17 protein-coding genes are annotated in these 17,016 nt (G+C 45.1%); 11 read left to right on the plus strand and 6 right to left on the minus strand.

Translation table 11 applies throughout. From position 1 onward, the window contains the following. Positions 1 to 155: 155 nt before the first annotated feature. Positions 156 to 923 (plus strand): MBL fold metallo-hydrolase, encoded by a 768-nt coding sequence (locus MHN81_RS12315; protein ID WP_023399021.1) that lies wholly within the window; start codon positions 156 to 158, stop codon positions 921 to 923. Here MHN81_RS12315 and MHN81_RS12320 read toward each other — a convergent pair. Both MHN81_RS12320 and MHN81_RS12325 read right to left on the minus strand, forming a co-directional pair. Beyond that, positions 916 to 2,028 (minus strand): aminotransferase class V-fold PLP-dependent enzyme, encoded by a 1,113-nt coding sequence (locus MHN81_RS12320; protein WP_239425829.1) that lies wholly within the window; start codon positions 2,026 to 2,028, stop codon positions 916 to 918. The genes MHN81_RS12315 and MHN81_RS12320 overlap by 8 nt on opposite strands. Beyond that, positions 2,018 to 3,211, minus strand: a complete 1,194-nt coding sequence (locus tag MHN81_RS12325; RefSeq protein ID WP_239425830.1) for a monodechloroaminopyrrolnitrin synthase PrnB family protein — start codon at positions 3,209 to 3,211, stop codon at positions 2,018 to 2,020. The genes MHN81_RS12320 and MHN81_RS12325 overlap by 11 nt, the downstream gene beginning before the upstream one ends. Positions 3,212 to 3,348: 137 nt before the next feature. Here MHN81_RS12325 and MHN81_RS12330 point away from each other — a divergent pair, with 137 nt between their 5' ends. The 4 genes from MHN81_RS12330 to MHN81_RS12345 are packed head-to-tail and all read left to right on the plus strand — an operon-like array spanning position 3,349 to position 8,978. Further along, positions 3,349 to 3,810, plus strand: a complete 462-nt coding sequence (locus MHN81_RS12330) for an Lrp/AsnC family transcriptional regulator (protein WP_023399018.1) — start codon at positions 3,349 to 3,351, stop codon at positions 3,808 to 3,810. Positions 3,811 to 3,830: 20 nt separating this feature from the next. Next, positions 3,831 to 6,581: an ATP-binding protein gene (locus tag MHN81_RS12335; RefSeq protein WP_023399017.1), complete on the plus strand. Its 2,751-nt coding sequence runs from the start codon at positions 3,831 to 3,833 to the stop codon at positions 6,579 to 6,581. Continuing rightward, on the plus strand, positions 6,533 to 7,828 hold the full coding sequence (locus MHN81_RS12340; protein WP_023399016.1) for an alpha/beta fold hydrolase: 1,296 nt from the start codon (positions 6,533 to 6,535) through the stop codon (positions 7,826 to 7,828). Before MHN81_RS12335 ends, MHN81_RS12340 begins: the two co-directional genes overlap by 49 nt. Further along, on the plus strand, positions 7,818 to 8,978 hold the full coding sequence (locus MHN81_RS12345; protein ID WP_239425831.1) for a GNAT family N-acetyltransferase: 1,161 nt from the start codon (positions 7,818 to 7,820) through the stop codon (positions 8,976 to 8,978). The genes MHN81_RS12340 and MHN81_RS12345 overlap by 11 nt, the downstream gene beginning before the upstream one ends. Here MHN81_RS12345 and MHN81_RS12350 read toward each other — a convergent pair. Further along, positions 8,955 to 9,545 carry a DUF938 domain-containing protein gene (locus MHN81_RS12350; protein WP_023399014.1) on the minus strand — a complete coding sequence of 197 codons (591 nt, stop codon included), beginning with the start codon at positions 9,543 to 9,545 and terminating at the stop codon, positions 8,955 to 8,957. The genes MHN81_RS12345 and MHN81_RS12350 overlap by 24 nt on opposite strands. A gap of 197 nt (positions 9,546 to 9,742) precedes the next feature. Here MHN81_RS12350 and MHN81_RS12355 point away from each other — a divergent pair, with 197 nt between their 5' ends. The 5 genes from MHN81_RS12355 (at position 9,743) to MHN81_RS12375 (ending at position 12,936) form a co-directional block, all read left to right on the plus strand. After that, positions 9,743 to 9,913 carry a hypothetical protein gene (locus MHN81_RS12355; RefSeq protein WP_023399013.1) on the plus strand — a complete coding sequence of 57 codons (171 nt, stop codon included), beginning with the start codon at positions 9,743 to 9,745 and terminating at the stop codon, positions 9,911 to 9,913. Positions 9,914 to 10,007: 94 nt separating this feature from the next. Further along, positions 10,008 to 10,379, plus strand: coding sequence for a hypothetical protein (locus MHN81_RS12360; protein WP_023399012.1), 372 nt, complete (start codon positions 10,008 to 10,010; stop codon positions 10,377 to 10,379). An 8-nt stretch (positions 10,380 to 10,387) separates the two neighbouring features. Further along, the gene (locus tag MHN81_RS12365) at positions 10,388 to 11,764 is read left to right on the plus strand and encodes a class II fumarate hydratase (RefSeq protein WP_023399011.1); all 1,377 of its coding nucleotides are present in this window, start codon (positions 10,388 to 10,390) and stop codon (positions 11,762 to 11,764) included. 192 nt (positions 11,765 to 11,956) lie between these two features. Then, positions 11,957 to 12,556 carry a hypothetical protein gene (locus tag MHN81_RS12370; protein ID WP_239425832.1) on the plus strand — a complete coding sequence of 200 codons (600 nt, stop codon included), beginning with the start codon at positions 11,957 to 11,959 and terminating at the stop codon, positions 12,554 to 12,556. Beyond that, positions 12,553 to 12,936 (plus strand): hypothetical protein, encoded by a 384-nt coding sequence (locus tag MHN81_RS12375; protein WP_239425833.1) that lies wholly within the window; start codon positions 12,553 to 12,555, stop codon positions 12,934 to 12,936. Before MHN81_RS12370 ends, MHN81_RS12375 begins: the two co-directional genes overlap by 4 nt. A 315-nt stretch (positions 12,937 to 13,251) precedes the next feature. Here the strand turns inward: MHN81_RS12375 and MHN81_RS12380 are convergent, their stop codons facing one another. Continuing rightward, positions 13,252 to 14,244, minus strand: a complete 993-nt coding sequence (locus MHN81_RS12380; protein ID WP_023399008.1) for a zinc-dependent alcohol dehydrogenase family protein — start codon at positions 14,242 to 14,244, stop codon at positions 13,252 to 13,254. Between the two features lie 98 nt (positions 14,245 to 14,342). On the opposite strand from MHN81_RS12380, the gene MHN81_RS12385 reads away from it, so the two are divergent. Continuing rightward, positions 14,343 to 15,233 carry a LysR family transcriptional regulator gene (locus tag MHN81_RS12385; RefSeq protein ID WP_023399007.1) on the plus strand — a complete coding sequence of 297 codons (891 nt, stop codon included), beginning with the start codon at positions 14,343 to 14,345 and terminating at the stop codon, positions 15,231 to 15,233. Here MHN81_RS12385 and MHN81_RS12390 read toward each other — a convergent pair. Both MHN81_RS12390 and MHN81_RS12395 read right to left on the minus strand, forming a co-directional pair. Continuing rightward, positions 15,230 to 16,042, minus strand: coding sequence for an SDR family NAD(P)-dependent oxidoreductase (locus MHN81_RS12390; RefSeq protein WP_239425834.1), 813 nt, complete (start codon positions 16,040 to 16,042; stop codon positions 15,230 to 15,232). The genes MHN81_RS12385 and MHN81_RS12390 overlap by 4 nt on opposite strands. Positions 16,043 to 16,184: 142 nt before the next feature. Continuing rightward, positions 16,185 to 16,895 carry a DUF2306 domain-containing protein gene (locus MHN81_RS12395; protein WP_239425835.1) on the minus strand — a complete coding sequence of 237 codons (711 nt, stop codon included), beginning with the start codon at positions 16,893 to 16,895 and terminating at the stop codon, positions 16,185 to 16,187. Between the last annotated feature and the right edge of the window lie 121 nt (positions 16,896 to 17,016).

Genomic DNA, 17,016 nt, shown 5'->3' on the forward strand with positions numbered 1-17,016 from the left:
AACCGTCCATTGGACGGTTTTTTTATGTCTGAAATTTACATTCAACTTCTTTTAAGCCCCCATCCCTTAATTTCGCATTGAATACTTTTTCACTTCACAAACTGGTCAGATGTGTTAAGAATATAGTCATGTCTTTTTAAACTTTATGATCACCCATGCAAATTCATTTTATCGAAGGGTACATTCAACAAATTTACTTAGTCGAGTACCCCGACAAGTTATTGTTACTCGACGGATGTACACGCGCAGATGTTGATATTGTCTGTCATTTTATTTGCAAGGAGTTGTCGCGCCCGATCACCGATCTCAAACTCATTATTGTGACGCATATGCACCCCGATCATGCCGGAGGGGCGCACTTGCTCAGATCCCGTAGTGGCGCAAAAATAGCAACAGCCAAAGTAGCAGGTCATTGGTATAGCGGACTCGATGGCATTTTAATGCATTGGTCCGATATGATTCTGGCATTGTGGGTTGCCGGAAGAAAAAAGAAAGCACGGAAGAATCTTTGGTATGCGAGAAAATTAGCCGCAGACTACTATTTAGCAGATCAAGAGCGACTACCTGACTTTAATGAATGGCAAGCTATATACACACAAGGCCACACAGACAGAGATCTTTCTATATATCACGTGACTACACAGCGCCTTTACGTGGCCGATCTTTTTGTTAAAGTCAGAGGCCAGTTTATACCGCCCTACCCAATTTTTTACCCCAATCGTTATCGCAGATCACTACAAAGGATCCGTAAGCTGAAACCGGCATCGATCATTTTGGCACACCAAGGTGAGATCCCATTTACTGATATTGACTTTGATCGCTTAGATCAACTTGCGCCCCACGTACCTGTCACACATTGGCGCTCAGTCAAAGCGAAGACCAAAAAAGCCCTTGGCCTTCACCAACCTTTACCACCTAAATAACTGACTTAATAACTGCAATGAAACGTTCAATGTCCGTATTGTCGTTGTACACGTGCGGTGATATGCGCAACCCATAACGACGCGCATCCACCGCGATACCTTGCTGAGACAACTGATGTAAACAACTTTCCATATCATCAGATACATTAACAATCGCGGTGCCAGAACAGCGCTTTTCAAATTGCGGCGATGAAATACACCCAGGTGGGAGTGCTTGCCAAAGACGCTCAAGCAAAGTTAAGTTGTGATGGCGAATGTTTTCAATGCCATATTCACGCAACATATCAATGCTGTGCGCTGCCATCACATAAGGTGCAACCGAAGGCGTTCCACCCCAAAAGCGCAATGCGGTGTCGTGAGCAGCAAAATGATGAATATCAAATTCAAACGGATCTTGGTGTGAAAACCACCCGACATCTTTTGGCGCGCAGTCAGCCAATGACGCCGGTGAGACCCAAATAAATCCAGCTCCAGGTCCTCCACACAGCCACTTCACACATGAGCCCAGCACACAGTCTGCCTGCCACGCGGCTAAGTCTACTGCCAAAATCCCCGCAGATTGTGCAATATCGACAATCACCTTACATTGGTGCTGTTTTGCCAGTGATACGATCTCAGCAACAGGTGCTTGATGTCCCGTATTAGAGTAAACATGACTGACAAAAACCAAATCGAAATGTGCCGTTAAATGCGACTGCCAAGTCGACATTGCACTCACATCTTCGCCAGCAGGAATAAAGCACAACTCAACATCTTCAAGTGCCTGCTGTAAAACAAACCCCATACTTGGAAAGTCATCTTCACTGAGCAAAACTCGAATGCGACGACCGCGCAGCGACGGCATACTCATTAACCACTTGGTCAAACCACTCGACAAGTTTGTTTGTGGACAAAAATTGTCGGCGTGACCATTGAGCAATTTGGCCAGTGCTTGGTTAAACTGCATAATGCCATCTAGCCACTGTGCCCAGGGCTCACGATTCTGCTGCTGCCACGGCTGTATAAACTGATTGTGAAAGTGTTCAGGTGCACTCTTTAGCATGCGCCCGACCGAATGACTCAACAAGTAGGTTCCCTGCGGCATAAAAAAGTTATCAGCTTGCATCTGTCACCTCACTCGACACTAAGGTTTTGCGCAGGGTTTGTAAATCATCATAGCGGGTATCAAGATCTGTTCGCTTTGCACCAGCCCGCTTGTCTCGTAGCGTTTCAAGCTGAGCCAACAATACCTGCAATGGTGGGCCACTGGCAGTAACTTTGTCTAAATGCTGGTTAGCCAGCGCTTTTGCTGGACCACAAATATATTTTTCAACTAATTGATTATGATGCTGAATTGCCGTATCACCATGTAACTTGCACGCTTGTAAAAATACTTTTAACGCCGCTTGATACCAAGGCTCCTTGCACTGTGCCTGTGCCGCTAAAAAAGCATCCAATAAGTTGGGTAATCGCATACACTCTTTCAAAGTAGCCTGATCTTCCGGCATCATGTACAACAGCTTTTCAACGAGGATCTGAGCATAATCGACATCATTCGCCTGACATAAACCCAGCATCATATCAATCACATTTATACCGGCAAAATCACCGGCATTGGCACCACGATAAACTTCTTTGCCAACCCGGTACGGTTTGTAATAAGGCCTGACGACATAAAAGAAAGACTCGGTATCCAATTGCTTAAACAGTGCTTGGTTCGAATTGATAACATCGACCAGTGCGCGTTTAACTTCCTCTAACAACACTGGCGCCATTGGGTGTGAAATACCCAGAGGCTGAACTTTTAATAGCGCTTCTGCGGCCCGCTTGTAGGCTAAAATCCCACGTGTGTTGTAATCTATAAACAGCTTTTCAGCCGGATCGCTGGTAAAACGCTTATACGTCCCATTAATTGCAGTATTGTGTGTTGTTAAATGCGCTGTTGCAAATCTAGGTGTTACACCTATTGATGAACCAATATGCATTGCTAGTGCAGAAGCAGCCTTTAATGGGGAATGTCGCTCTCTACTTGGCTCAGTCAACTCATGACGGCGACATGCTGCCATATACAAGCCAACATTGCCGAGTAAGTCAAACGCATTATCGAACCCCTCATCGGTATTACCCTCAGCGAGTAGCGCCTCAATAAAGTGCTGCCCCTGCAACAATAATTGCTGTTTTATTTCGTCACCGACCCCTTCTACGTTGGCCGGATCAGCCTGTTCACGATAGATTGCCTCTAATTTATCGTTGAGCATGACAAACTCATTTCTTATCCAGAGGTCAAATTCTTGTGTTCGCTGTGTCATTGTAAAAATCCTGAAAATTGCATCATTGTCAGGCTAACAAAACATCGACAGAGATATTTGCCAATTATTTATTAATCGTTACACTCAAATAGCGGAATACTGATTTTTAATCATAAAAAGTAGCAGAATTAACTAATATGGCTGATATTGATAACAAAGATAGAATATTACTCAGTGCTTTACAGCAAAATGCACGACTGAGTAATGCTGCACTTGCCGAGCAAGCGAGCTTGTCCGATACCCCCTGTTTGCGGCGAGTTAAAAAACTTCAGCAAGACGGTGTTATTTTGGGGTATCATGCCGATATTTCACCTCCGGCTGTTGGTTACTCTGTTTTAGTATATGCATTTATTCGCTTGACCAAAAACTCGGTTCAAGCCGCAGAAAGCTTCGAAAATCATGTCGACGCATTGCGACAAGTCAGGAGTTGCTCTGTGGTGTCAGGCAGTCACGATTACTTGCTAGAAATTATCGCTGAAGACTTACCAAGTTATGAGCATTTTGTTAAACATAGCCTTGCGTCGTTAGATTTTATTGCAGCTGTCGAATCAACCATAGTGCTAAAGCAGACCTTTAATAAACGCGGAGTTCCTTTATGAGTCCAATAGGCATGTAATCTATGCAAATTCAATTCCGCTCGCCAATTCACCATCTCCTCGCCTATATCGGCTTGGCGTTAGGCTATTTTGGATTTGGAAAACTATTTACCCTGATCGCATTTCAAGATCAGGTGCTCCCGATTTGGTTGCCTGCAGGCATAGCTTTAGTCGGCAGCTACTTATGGGGCTGGCGTTTCGCACCGGCGATTTTCATCGCATCAATTTTGTTTAACTGGAGTACCTACTTCGGATTCAAACCCCATATCCATAATTACAGTGATATTTTGCAAGTCTCAATGGTCGCCACTGGCGCTGTAGTGCAGGGCTTGATAGGGGGCTACTTAATGCGCTTCTGGTTGGGTGATCCGCTATTGATGCGCTCAAGAAAAAACATCGCGTACTATGTCTTGCTAGTGGGTATCATCGCCAATGTCGCATCCGCTAATATCGGTATGTTAGCACTTAGCCTCTTCAACCCGCTGTATGCGTTTTCGCAGCATTGGCAAAACGTTATTGCATGGTGGTTAGGTGATAGTTTAGGCATTTTAATATTTACGCCTCTGTTGCTGATGCTGCTCAATTTGACTGTGTTTGAGCCGCGTCACTATCAACACAAACGCATCATCTTGGCTACTTGTTCGATACTCTTGCTCTCTGTGACCGCCACCACATATCTCTACAATCAAGGCAATCTTCAAGCGGCACAAAGAGAAGCACAACGCGAAGTGAATATCATTGAAAATGTCGTTTTGCGCCATGTAAATCTGAGCATGTTGGCCGTGCAAGGGGTTGCAGCTAAGTTGCAGTCTTTACCCAAATTCGACCAAGCCAAATTTATGCAAATCGCTGAGCAACAAAGGGCTCGTTATCCATTTTTATTTGCGGTTTCTTGGGGACAACGCATCGCGCAATCCCACGCGAACGATTTACAATCCGAGCTCAATGTTCTTTATCGCAACGAAGTGAAGTTACACGGCTTACCTTTGAATCCAAGGGACCCCATGGTGATCGTGAAATATGTCTCGCCTCAAGCTGAAAACTTTGCCTCACTAGGCTTTAATATATACTCCAGAGCCAACCGCAAAGCAGCATTGGAAGATCCAGAAATCATTTTGCAGCCCAGAGCAACAAACGTGGTCAAATTGGTACAAACTCATCCAGCAAAACCTGCCTATGTACTCTTTTCTCCGGTATTTCATCAAAATGCAACGACATCGCAAACTATCAACGCGGATATTATCGGCTATGCTATTGGCGTTGTACAAACAGATGTTTTGCTAACCTCAGTCTTAAAAACGACACTGGGAAATAATTACGACCTCGCTTTTTATGATGGCAACAGCGAAACGCCTTTTTTCAGCAATTATGATATTGCGCAAAAACCCTACGACGCCAATACGCATTACAACACGCAAATTCATTTTGCAGGCCAAACCTGGCGCTTAACCTTGGCTATTAAAGATAGCTATATCAGCAACTTAAACCACCAGCAGACCATTTGGCTGCTGACGATACAGCTCAGCATATGCGCGTTAATCACCTTTATTGTGCTGCTTTACAACTATCAAAATATTGCCCTTAACCATTTGGTTGCGGCACGGACCGAGTCGCTCAATATTGCATTGCAGGATGCACAAAAAGCGAATCAGGCAAAAAGCCGCTTTCTCGCCAATATGAGTCATGAAATCCGGACACCACTCAATGCCGTTATTGGCTTTGCGTCACTGGCCAATACCACACAAGCTGTAGACACCTTGAAAAAATATGTCACGAACATTGATATGGCAGCCAAAACTCTACTCGGCTTGGTCAATGACATTCTCGATATCACCAAGATTGAGTCGAACAAGCTGCACCTAGAGCAACGTGATTTCGATCTCCAACAGCTGTTGACGCGCATGGACAGTTTATTCGCTACCAGTGCAACAGAGAAAAACCTACACTGGCGACTGCACAGCAATGTAGAGCATGCCGTGTGGCTCAAAGGTGACGAACTTAGAATTGAGCAAATTCTGATAAACCTGTGCAGCAACGCCATTAAGTTTACTGATTCTGGTCAAGTAAGTCTGCACTGCGAGATAACAGAAAGTGAATCCGATTATCGCGTACAATTTATTATTTCTGATTCAGGTATAGGTATTGACGCCACACATCTAGCCCATATCTTTGCGCCATTTGTTCAAGCAGATGATTCTACATCGCGGCGCTTTGGTGGCACTGGTTTAGGGCTGGCAATTTGCAAAGAATTAAGTGACATGATGGATGGCAACTTATCGGTTGAAAGTCAGCCAGACGTGGGCAGCCAATTCCACTTCTCACTACGCTGCCCTTTTGGTGAAGCCCATAGCGCTCAATTACCCGATTTCGATGAAGCAAACATCGCGACACTGTCTATACTGGTCGCCGAAGATAACCCAGTGAATCAGATCGTGATTAAATCAATGCTAGATTCTTTTGGCGTCTCGTACCACCTGGTTGAGAATGGTCAACAAGCTGTAACACTTGCACAACAACAGGCGTTTGATTTAATTTTGATGGACTGCCAAATGCCGGTGCTAGACGGCTATCAAGCAACGACCACACTACGACAGCACTTCGATCAGCAAGCGCTCCCTATTGTCGCGTTGACTGCCGATGTCATGCCTGAAGATAAAGCGTATGCGCTGGCTATTGGCTTTAATAGTCACCTTGCAAAACCGCTTGATCGCGATAAGCTAGGGGCATGTCTGGCCCATTACGCAAAAACATGCTCAAAAAATTCATCGGCATAATCTCAGCACTGTGTGCAATCGGCGCCGCCGCGCAGGATTGCACTACACTGCCTAAAAACCATCAACAATACCTAACTGGCATGGCGTCCGGAGAATATCGCTACGCGAATCAAATTGGTTCGCCGGTGCTTAAACTGAATGCTAAGATGCAGTATAGCGAATATATTCAGGCTACAAACACCTTGCTCGCAACGCGTAATAAGCGAGCAAGTCTGCCTTGTCCACTGCCAGTTGTTGCACAAAATACGGCGGAAAAACACCGAGTAATTGATCACATCGTCCCTTACCAGCTCTTGCATACCAATCAAGACAAAGCCATCTTACTGATCCATGGCTTAACCGACTCCCCTTATATTTTTAGTTCAATCGCACAAGATTTGTATCGACAGGGCTTTAATGTCAGAACCTTACTGTTGCCAGGTCACGGTACTGCTGCCGATGATTTACGCCGTGTTCAATACCAAGATTGGCAACAACACGTTCGCTATGCCATCGAACGTACAAGCAAAGACTTTAACCAGTTTGCGGTCATGGGCTTTTCTACTGGTGCGGCTTTAGCTACGCTGGATATCGCCAAATATACGCCTGAAAACCTCAAAGCACTGGTCTTGATCGCTCCGGCGACCGCGTCCCATAACAAAAACAGTGGACTGGCTCAGTGGGTTGATTGGCTGCCCTTTATGGATTGGCTTGATAAAGATGCAGATCTTGATTTTGCTAAGTATGAATCATTTCCTCTGGCTGCTGCCGCACTTGTTCATGAAGTAATGGTTGATATGATGCAAACACCAGTCCCGACAGATCTACCCATCTTAACCATAATGAGCCAAGTAGATGCGACAATCGACAGTCAAGCAACCATGCGCTTGTTAACTCGCTGGGCAAAACGACATAGTGCACCGATGGCGTTGAGGCTATATGCCGAACAGCCTGTGGCTGTGCCTGATACCATCAAAACAACACAAATCAGCAAATTAGATGGGGTCGTTGATATGTCGCATATCGGTTTGCTTATTCCAAAAGAGCACCCCTACTACGGCTTGCATGGTGCCTACCGCCATTGTGGTAGCTACTTTGAAGACGCACAAGCCTATCGAGCGTGTAAATCGGCTGACATCATCACCTATGGCGAACACCACGAAGCCAATAAAGCAGCCTATCAACCTTTTGCACGTGTTACATTTAACCCTGACTACAAGGGTATGACGGTTCAACTTATCGAGTTCTTAAACACCCATGTCAACTGAACAATTTAGCCATCAATTTATTACTGAGATTAGTGAAGTTGACCAAAACGACTGGCAACGACTCGCGGGTCGTAGCTTGTTTACCAGTTATGCTTGGCTTGGAGCACTAGAAAGCAGCGGCAGTGTCTCCGAGCAGATCGGTTGGCAACCATACCATCTTGTGATCTACCAGCAAGGCAGCTGCCAACCCTTTGCTATTTTGCCCGGCTATATAAAAAGTCACTCCTATGGTGAGTATGTGTTTGATTGGGCGTGGGCCGAAGCTTATGAGCGCCATCAACTTGATTACTACCCCAAATGGCTCTGTGGCGTCCCTTTTACACCGGTCGTGGGTACTAGGTTATTATGTAAAACACCAACTGAGTCTCTGTATCAATATATTCTATCGGCTTTGAATGAAGCGACGGAACAACATGACTGGTCCGGATGGCATGTTAACTTCCCTTCAACAGCGGAAGCTTGGTCTAATACCCGGTTACTTGAACGACACGGGGTGCAATTTCACTGGCACAACCAACAGTATGTCGACTTCGATGCGTTTTTGGCGACCATGAAAGCGCGAAAACGCAAGATGATTAAAAAAGAGCGCGACAAGATAACACAATCTCAACTCACGATTGTCTGGCTAGATAAGTCGAGCATCAACAAAGAGATTATCGACCTGTTTTATCAATGTTACTGCCATACATATCGCAAACGTTCTGGACACAATGGCTATTTAACGCGGGCATTTTTTGATCTCTTATTTACTGCGATACCTGATCAGATAAAACTGTGTTGTGCATATCGCAAGGATACTCAAACAGACATTCAAAGTTTTGTTGCTGCCAGTTTATATTTACAAGATGAAGATACTTTGTATGGCAGATATTGGGGTGCACTTGAGCATAGTGAGCACTTACACTTTGAATTGTGCTACTACCAGGGAATAGACTACGCTATCAGCCAACAACTCGCACGTTTCGACGCTGGCGCTCAGGGTGAACACAAGCTGCTGAGGGGCTTTGAACCTGTGTTAACCCACTCATATCACACTATTTGCCACCCCTTGTTTAATCAAGCAATCGACAACTTTATCAATACAGAGCGCTCGCAAATTGCACACTATGCGCTTCAGTGCAAAGCGTTATTGCCCTATAAAACACAATAAGCGGTTATTGGCTGGCATCGCATGATCAGCGTCTAGTTCCAGCCCAGCAGCCTGTGCTAAATCGATTATCCACTCGATATCCCGGATCCCACTGTTGGGGTCTCGGGATTTTAAAAATGCGTCAAACTCTGCATTGCTCGCAGATGTATACTGCCCTTGATAATTGAATGGACCATAGATAATAACCTTGCCGTGCGGTGCGAGATGACGCCTGACTCCTTCGAAAAAGCGCACCACCAATTGAGGTGAGACAATATGTAAGGTATTCGCAGTATAGATCGCAGGTACTTGCTCAACAGGCCAATGCTGCGTTAAGTCAAGCGTTATAGGTCGCCGCAGATTGTCCAATTGCGCCTCCTCACACCACTGCGTAATACCGGCATGATTACATGCTAAATCAGATGTTTGCCATACAACTTCAGGCAATGCTTGGGCAAAGTGCACCGCGTGTTGGCCTGTGCCAGACCCGACTTCCAATACAGCACTAATATTGCCAATAAATGGGGCCAACAACGCTAGAATTGGATCTTTATTATTTTCACATGCCTGAGAAAAAGGTTTTGTCATATTGCACCTATTTAGATCGGATCTGCGCCGAAATAGCGCATTGTGCTTTGCATTTTGCAACGACTATGTCGTTATGTCTATTTACTTCACTGATTAATATGGATAAAAAAACTCTGGTATATGGTATGCAAAAAACATTGGTATTGACTATAAGTACCTAGTGTACCCGTTCAAATACCCTGTATGGAGATATAAATATGAAATATTCAAAAGTGACGCATATGCCCAATCAGAGCTTAGGTCATATCCCAGAGCCCGATACCACTGAGTCAAAACAAACTTACCAACAAGAAGTCGCAGATTTGCTGAGCAGTAAAGAGCAGGAAAAAGAGCAAACAACTGAACAATTTATCTTGGGATATAACTAACACTCCCACTCGACCTACAATCCGCATAAGGGTTGCTAATCTCCTATTTTAGTGTAATGATAATAATTATCGTTACACTAAAATATAATACGTCATGGTTACACCTCAAGTTCTGTGTCAGTTTCAACCCCGCTTAGATACACAATGTCAACGCCCTTATTTAGATGCCCCTGTGCACGTGGCCAAATTTATCGACGATGGATTTAAGCTGGCTAAGTGGTATGAGAAAAAACCGTGCGTGTTATTACAAGAACTCTATTTACGACGTGTCTTTTTTGAACTGCTAAACCACATTGCTGATCCGTTAGTCCATCAAAGCTATCGCCAGCAGTGTTTCGAGCAGCTTCATAAACCTCTTCTAGCATTAAAGCGTTTCTATAAAACACAACACCGCTCGATGACTTCTTTTTATCGTTTAGAGCGAGAAGCTAGGATCATAAGTCACGAATTTAATCCTTTTAACTAGGAGTCAGCATGACAACTTATCGTACCGCATCTGATAGCATGGGCACTTTAGAAGTACCTGAAACAGCACTGTATCAAGCGCAAACTCAACGCGCAGTCAACAACTTTCCAGTCAGTGACTTAACCATGCCAACCAGCTTTGTTCGCGCACTTGCTTACATTAAACAAGCTGCGGCAGAAGCCAATGCGGAGCTCGGCCACCTTGATCAAAATAAAGCCAAAGCCATCGCTAACGCATGCCAACAAATCATTGATGGTGACCACCTAGATCAGTTTCCAGTCGATGTATTCCAAACGGGCTCTGGCACCAGCTCTAACATGAACGCCAATGAGGTTATCGCAACCTTAGCTAGCCAACAGAGTGGCTTGCAGATCCACCCCAACGATGATGTAAACATGGGCCAAAGCTCAAATGATGTGATCCCAACTGCGATTCATGTGAGCAGTGCAACGTCGGCAGTCTATGAGTTACTGCCAGCACTGAAGCACTTGTCACAGACAATTGAAAGAAAGAGCAAAGAAATTGGTCACCACGTGAAAACGGGCCGCACGCATCTTATGGACGCAATGCCTGTTACATTTGCGCAAACCCTGAGCAGCTGGCAACAGCAAATTGACTCAGCCTACGAAGGCATCTTAACTTCTTTGGAAAAAGTTTATCAGTTAGGTCAAGGTGGCACAGCAGTCGGAACTGGCGTTAACGCAGATAAACAGTTTGCATCGTCATTCAATACCTACCTGAGTAGCAACGTTGGTATTCGCTTCAATCCAAGCCCTAACTTTTTCTACAACATTGGTTCCCAAGACGCCATCGTTGCGTTGTCTGGTCAACTAAAAACCTTGGCTGTCGCCAATATGAAAATCGCTAATGACTTGCGTTGGATGAACTCAGGCCCGTTAGCTGGTTTAGCGGAAATCGAACTACAAGCGCTTCAGCCAGGCTCTTCAATCATGCCAGGTAAAGTCAATCCAGTGATCCCAGAAGCTGCCGCCATGGTGAGTGCGCAAGTGATTGGCAACGATGCGACCATCACCGTTGGCGGACAGTCTGGTAATTTTGAACTCAATGTCATGTTACCTGTGATTGCATACAACATCTTGCAAAGCATTGAGCTACTAGCGAACATTTCTCGCCTTATCGCAGATAAAGCAATCGCTACATTCAAGGTCAATGAAGAAAACATTCAGCGTGCGCTGTCACGCAACCCGATTTTGGTAACGGCTCTTAATCCGGTGATCGGCTATGAAAAAGCGGCCGCAATTGCCAAACTTGCTTATAAAGAAGGTCGCCCAATCATAGAGGTAGCGGCAGAGCACACTGACTTAAGCGAAGCACAGCTTAAAACCTTGCTTGACCCGCAAAAGCTCACTGAGGGTGGCTTATAATTTAAAAGCGCTCTAGTCTTATATAGGGTTAGCAATGTTCACTCGCCTGTCGCTATTCAGCATCTATACAGGCGAGTCATGGCCCACTAAATTGGGTCAGTTTTCACTCAATTTGTTGCTTAACCCTAGCGTGCTTGCTCTTGTATCTCATTACAAAGCACGGCACACTGTTAAAAAAAAACAGGATAGATTATGAACGCATTAAAGCTAACACTTGCTAGCCTAGTAATTATTTCAGGATGTTCCACAACAAAGGCTGGCTCTGAGCCAACGCAATCACAACAACAAGCTCAACCTGAAGTATCTCAACAACAGGAAAAGCCCAGCAAAAAGCCGATGAAGCCAGCTCAGCTGCAAACCAAATCAGCGACTCGCCATGATAAGGGCACCAGTAAGCCTGCACCGGCAAAAATGATCACCACCATGGAGCCAATTGCACACTACGATGAAGACGAAGTGTCAGAAGCAGGGATCAAAAACCAACACGCTTACCTCAATTTTATTACTAAGGACAAAAGCTGTGACAGCAACAGCCAGTGCATAGCCATTCCAGTTGGCAGCAGAGCATGTGGCGGCCCTTCAAGTTACTTATTATTTTCAAGTAAAACGGCCGATCAGAGCAAGGTCTATGAATTGGCGAAAAAACTCACCGACAGTGAAGCACAGTACAATGCCAAACATGGCATGATCAGCATTTGTGAGCACTTACGTCAGCCATCAACCCAATGTGTTGAAAATACTTGTGTTAAACTAGATAGTACGAACAAATCACCAACTAGGGACTATCGATGAAGTGGAACCTCGGCACACTATTTGGTCTGTCACTGATATTTTTAGCCGGCTGTGAAGCCACCTATTCAGAGCCTCAATCTGCTCAAGCGAAGTCAAATGGCTCATTGGAAGAGATCATCGCAGATAAAGGATGTGACGCCAGTTTTCAATGTAAAGTGATTGCGGTAGGTGAACGGCTTACCTGTGGTGGACCAAGCCGGTATTTAGTTTATTCATCACGCAATGTGAATGAAGAAGAGGTAGAGCACGCCGCTAAAATGGTCACTATGGCAGAGCAATTACAAAATAAAGATAAGATTGCCAGCGAAATTTGTGAGCCAGTATTACCTGTTCAAGCGCTATGCATTAGCAGTAACTGCCAATCTATTGTGTTGAAATAATCAAGTAGACAGTGATGTGAACATCACTGTCTACCCCACTAATATGTAATTCAGTATCACCAGTGGTATCACCAATGCGACACATAACCCCGCCCGCCCTAAATAAGACAAAACTAGGCGTTTTTTAATCCAATAGCAGTACATAAAACGCAGTAAATACGTTGATGCAACGCCGAACAGTGCAAACATCAGCAGTAACGAAAGAAGATAAAAAGACACCGACAACTCATACGCTTAGACACATAAATTTATCATAGCGGTACATTGTTAAAACTGCACCTATTTTAGTTGATGCAATGGCGGAGACATTTTTACTTACCAACGATTGCTGACCACCACTTTCCCCATTGCCTGCCCACTGCTTAAGCGCGCGTGTGCATCGCCGATTTCATCGAAACTAAAGTCCGTGTTATCCAATACAGGCTGTAGTTTCCCGCTATCCACGATTTTGGCCATACTTGCCAAAATACGACCATGATCGCTGCGTTGCACGTTATGTAGCATGGGGATCAGCATAAATACGACGTGCAGTGACAAGCCTTTAAAATGGGCGACTGACAAATCAATTTCTGCCAGTGACACAGTAGTTGCTATCTGGCCATTTAGCGCCGCCGCTTCAAAAGAGTTTAATAAATTCGCGCCTCCCACGGAGTCGTAGACAAGATCGAATCCAGCCCCTTGCGTATGCGTCGCTACATAGTCGGTAACCGATTCAGTCTGATAATTAATTGGCGTTGCACCAAGCTGTTCTATCAAACTCAATTGTGCTGGTTTTGAACCTGTTGCATAAACTTCAGCACCAAAATGCGTGGCCAACTGTATCGCAATGTGACCAACCCCTCCTGCCCCACCATGCACCAATACTTGTTGATTTTGACCAACGCCAGCGCGCATCAAACCTTCATACGCGGTGATCCCAACCAATGGCAGTGCAGCAGCCTGCCGCATGCTGAGGGACTTTGGCTTATGTGCGATGAGGTTTGCATCAGCGACCATATACTCGGCTAGTGCGCCGGGTAAATCGGCCAGACCACCAGCACAACCATACACCTCATCGCCCACTTTAAAGCCCTCTACATCCTCGCCAACTTCATCCACGATGCCAGCAAAATCCATCCCCAAAATGGCTGGTAGCGCCGGAGACAGTGGCAATGCTGGACCCATTTCTCGGATCATGGTGTCAACCGTATTAACACTGCTCGCCATCACTTTAATACGCACATGCCCAGCACTGACCTTAGGCCGTGCTGCCTCTGCTTGTGTAAAAACCTCAGTACCACCAAATGCATTAATCACCATCGCTTTCATAACTAAACCCTCGTTCATTGAATGCATCTAGTATATTTTTTAACTATAATTTTGATAATACAACTACTAATACAATCAGTTTTAAGATTTGGTTGATAATGAATATTGCTCACTTAAAGTTGTTCACGCGCATCGCAGCGACACACAATATAAGCCTTGCAGGCAAAGAGTTGGGACTTTCAGCGGCGGTTGCCAGTGCCCATATCAATAAACTTGAAGAAACACTGGGGACACAACTGCTCTACCGTACCACGCGTAAAGTGTCATTAACTGAAGAAGGGTTTGCCTTTTTACCTCATGCAGAGTCAGTACTTGATAGCGTAGAAAGTGCCAGAGCAGCTATTGGTGCAGGCAGCCATACCCCTCAGGGTACACTGCGCGTCACGGCCCCCGCTTCATTTGGCAGAATGCATATCGTACCCGCACTTGTTGAATTCACCCAGCTCTACCCAGAGCTTCATATTGATTTACGCCTTAGCGACAGCATAGTTGATATGGTCGAAGGCGGATTTGATGTGGCAGTTCGCAATGCTGCGTTAAGCGACTCCACCTTGGTCGCGCGTAAATTGGCCAGTGATACACGTATTTTGTGCGCCTCTCCTGATTACATTGAGCAACACGGTATCCCTGCGACAATTGAAGAGTTAAAAGCTCACCCTATCATCAACCTCACCGGGATAGAGCACTGGGTATTTGCCAACAAACAAGGGAATATAAAATTTAAACCTGCGAGCAAACTACAGATTGATAATGGCGAAGCTATTCGAGACGCATGTATGCGTGGCATGGGGATCACTTTGTGTTCAATGTGGTGTGCTTATCAAGCACTACAAGAGGGAAAACTGGTTCAAGTACTCAAAGACCAGCCACTTATCAATGATACCGCACTGTGGGCCGTCTACCCGAGTTCCCGGTTACTGGCCCCCAAAGTACGAGTGTTTATCGACTATCTAAAAGCCTATATCGGCGATGTCCCCTATTGGGATTAGGAACTTTGAAGCTGTGCTTCCAGCTGTATCAAAACCTCCATCAATTGGGCCATCAAACCCGGCGTCGACGCGCTGACATGTGGATCGCGAAACTGGCCAACATCATTGTCAAAGTAGCATCCAGAAGCTTGAGCAAAACGTTCAGATAATGCGGCCTCAAGCAAAATATCAGCACCAAGTTGCACGCTACTACCCTGCATTCCATACGCCTCTTGCACCATTTTACTACCTAGAAATGACTTGGGATTAACTGCGATAACGCTTGGCCCAGGTTCTTTCCACTGAGCGCCAATCTGCATTGACCACATGGTCAATGCCAGTTTGCTTTTCGCATAAACGGCGCCAGCAGTTAAATGACTAGGCGTGAGCAACTCTTGGGCCTCAAATGGCGATTGGGCGGCCGATGACAAGTTAATAACCCGCCCACATGCACCCAGCGTACTACGCAACCCTTGCATTAAGATATAAGGTGCAATGGTGTTGACCATAAATCGCATGTCAAACCCTTCACTCGTCACTGTGTCGTCGACATGAAACACCCCGGCATTATTGATCAATACATCTAGCTGAGGACATTCCTCAGCCACGGCTTGTGCCAGCGCGCTCACCTGAGTCATCACAGATAGGTCGGCACAGTATTGCCCAACTTTATCTTTACCAAAACGCGCAACCAAGCTGCGACATACTTTACTTAGCTTTTGTGCGTTACGCCCGTGTAACAGCACGTGATGCCCTTGCTCCAGTAACGAACAGGCGGTCGCCAACCCAATTCCATCAGTTGAACCAGTGATCAAAATCGTTTTGCTCATATTCTTTCCTATGCACATTGGCTGAGAATGAAGCTGCTACTTTAATACCACAGGTTTATCTTGATAATAGCTATTAATAATAAATTAGTTTCAAAAAATTATTGATAATCATACTTTGCTAAACGCCCACTCACTGTCATACCTAACCAGCAGATGCACTTACCATATCATCTTTATTTTTGTCTATTGCCTTTGCCTGCCTCTTATCCAACCACTCAACTAGTAACAAGTTTATCGTCATTGCGATTAGCCGGTCATAGTCGTGGTAAAATCCAAAAACCCCTTTAAAGGTTTCCTGCCAACTACCCAAGAGCAATTGTAAAATCGCACCGAGAAATAACGGTGTGATAGCTGCTAAACAAATAGCGATAGCACGCATCATCCATTTTTTGTGCGCTATTATTTGCCCTTGTAATACGTACCAAATGGCGATACCAAACGCCCCAACAATTGCCACACTCATGGTAACCAAAGCAATAAATCGCGCGCCCAACTCATCGGGAGTCAATACTAAATGCATCCAAATACCAGAGAGTGCCATAACACATCCCGATACAGCAGCGATGCGCCCAGCGAATTTGTGCCATTTTGGATAGTGCAAACGAATGCGTGGTGAAAACTGCCAAGGCATGGTTAAAAAGAACACTGCTCCGGAAAAACCGTGTGTTAAAATCGCAGCAGGTGTCGAAAAGTATTGAGGGTTAATGATATTTGATATCCCTGCCACAGTTCCCGCTCCCAACAATACAAGGGCCACAATAATGATGGCTGGTATGCCTGGGATAGCAGTGATCAGAAGTAGACCACTGACAACTGGCCAGTTGAATGGTATTTGTCGATTTTTTTGCGTCATTACTTGCTCACTTATTTGATTGGTGATGTGTGAGTTGATTATGTAAGATGACTAAAAAAGTGTCGTCCGCGCTGATTGGCGAGAACTTTTATGGGGTTATTTCAACCTAACAATTAATTTT

This window comes from Pseudoalteromonas sp. Of7M-16 (assembly GCF_022347805.1).
Classification (GTDB): domain Bacteria; phylum Pseudomonadota; class Gammaproteobacteria; order Enterobacterales; family Alteromonadaceae; genus Pseudoalteromonas; species Pseudoalteromonas luteoviolacea_F.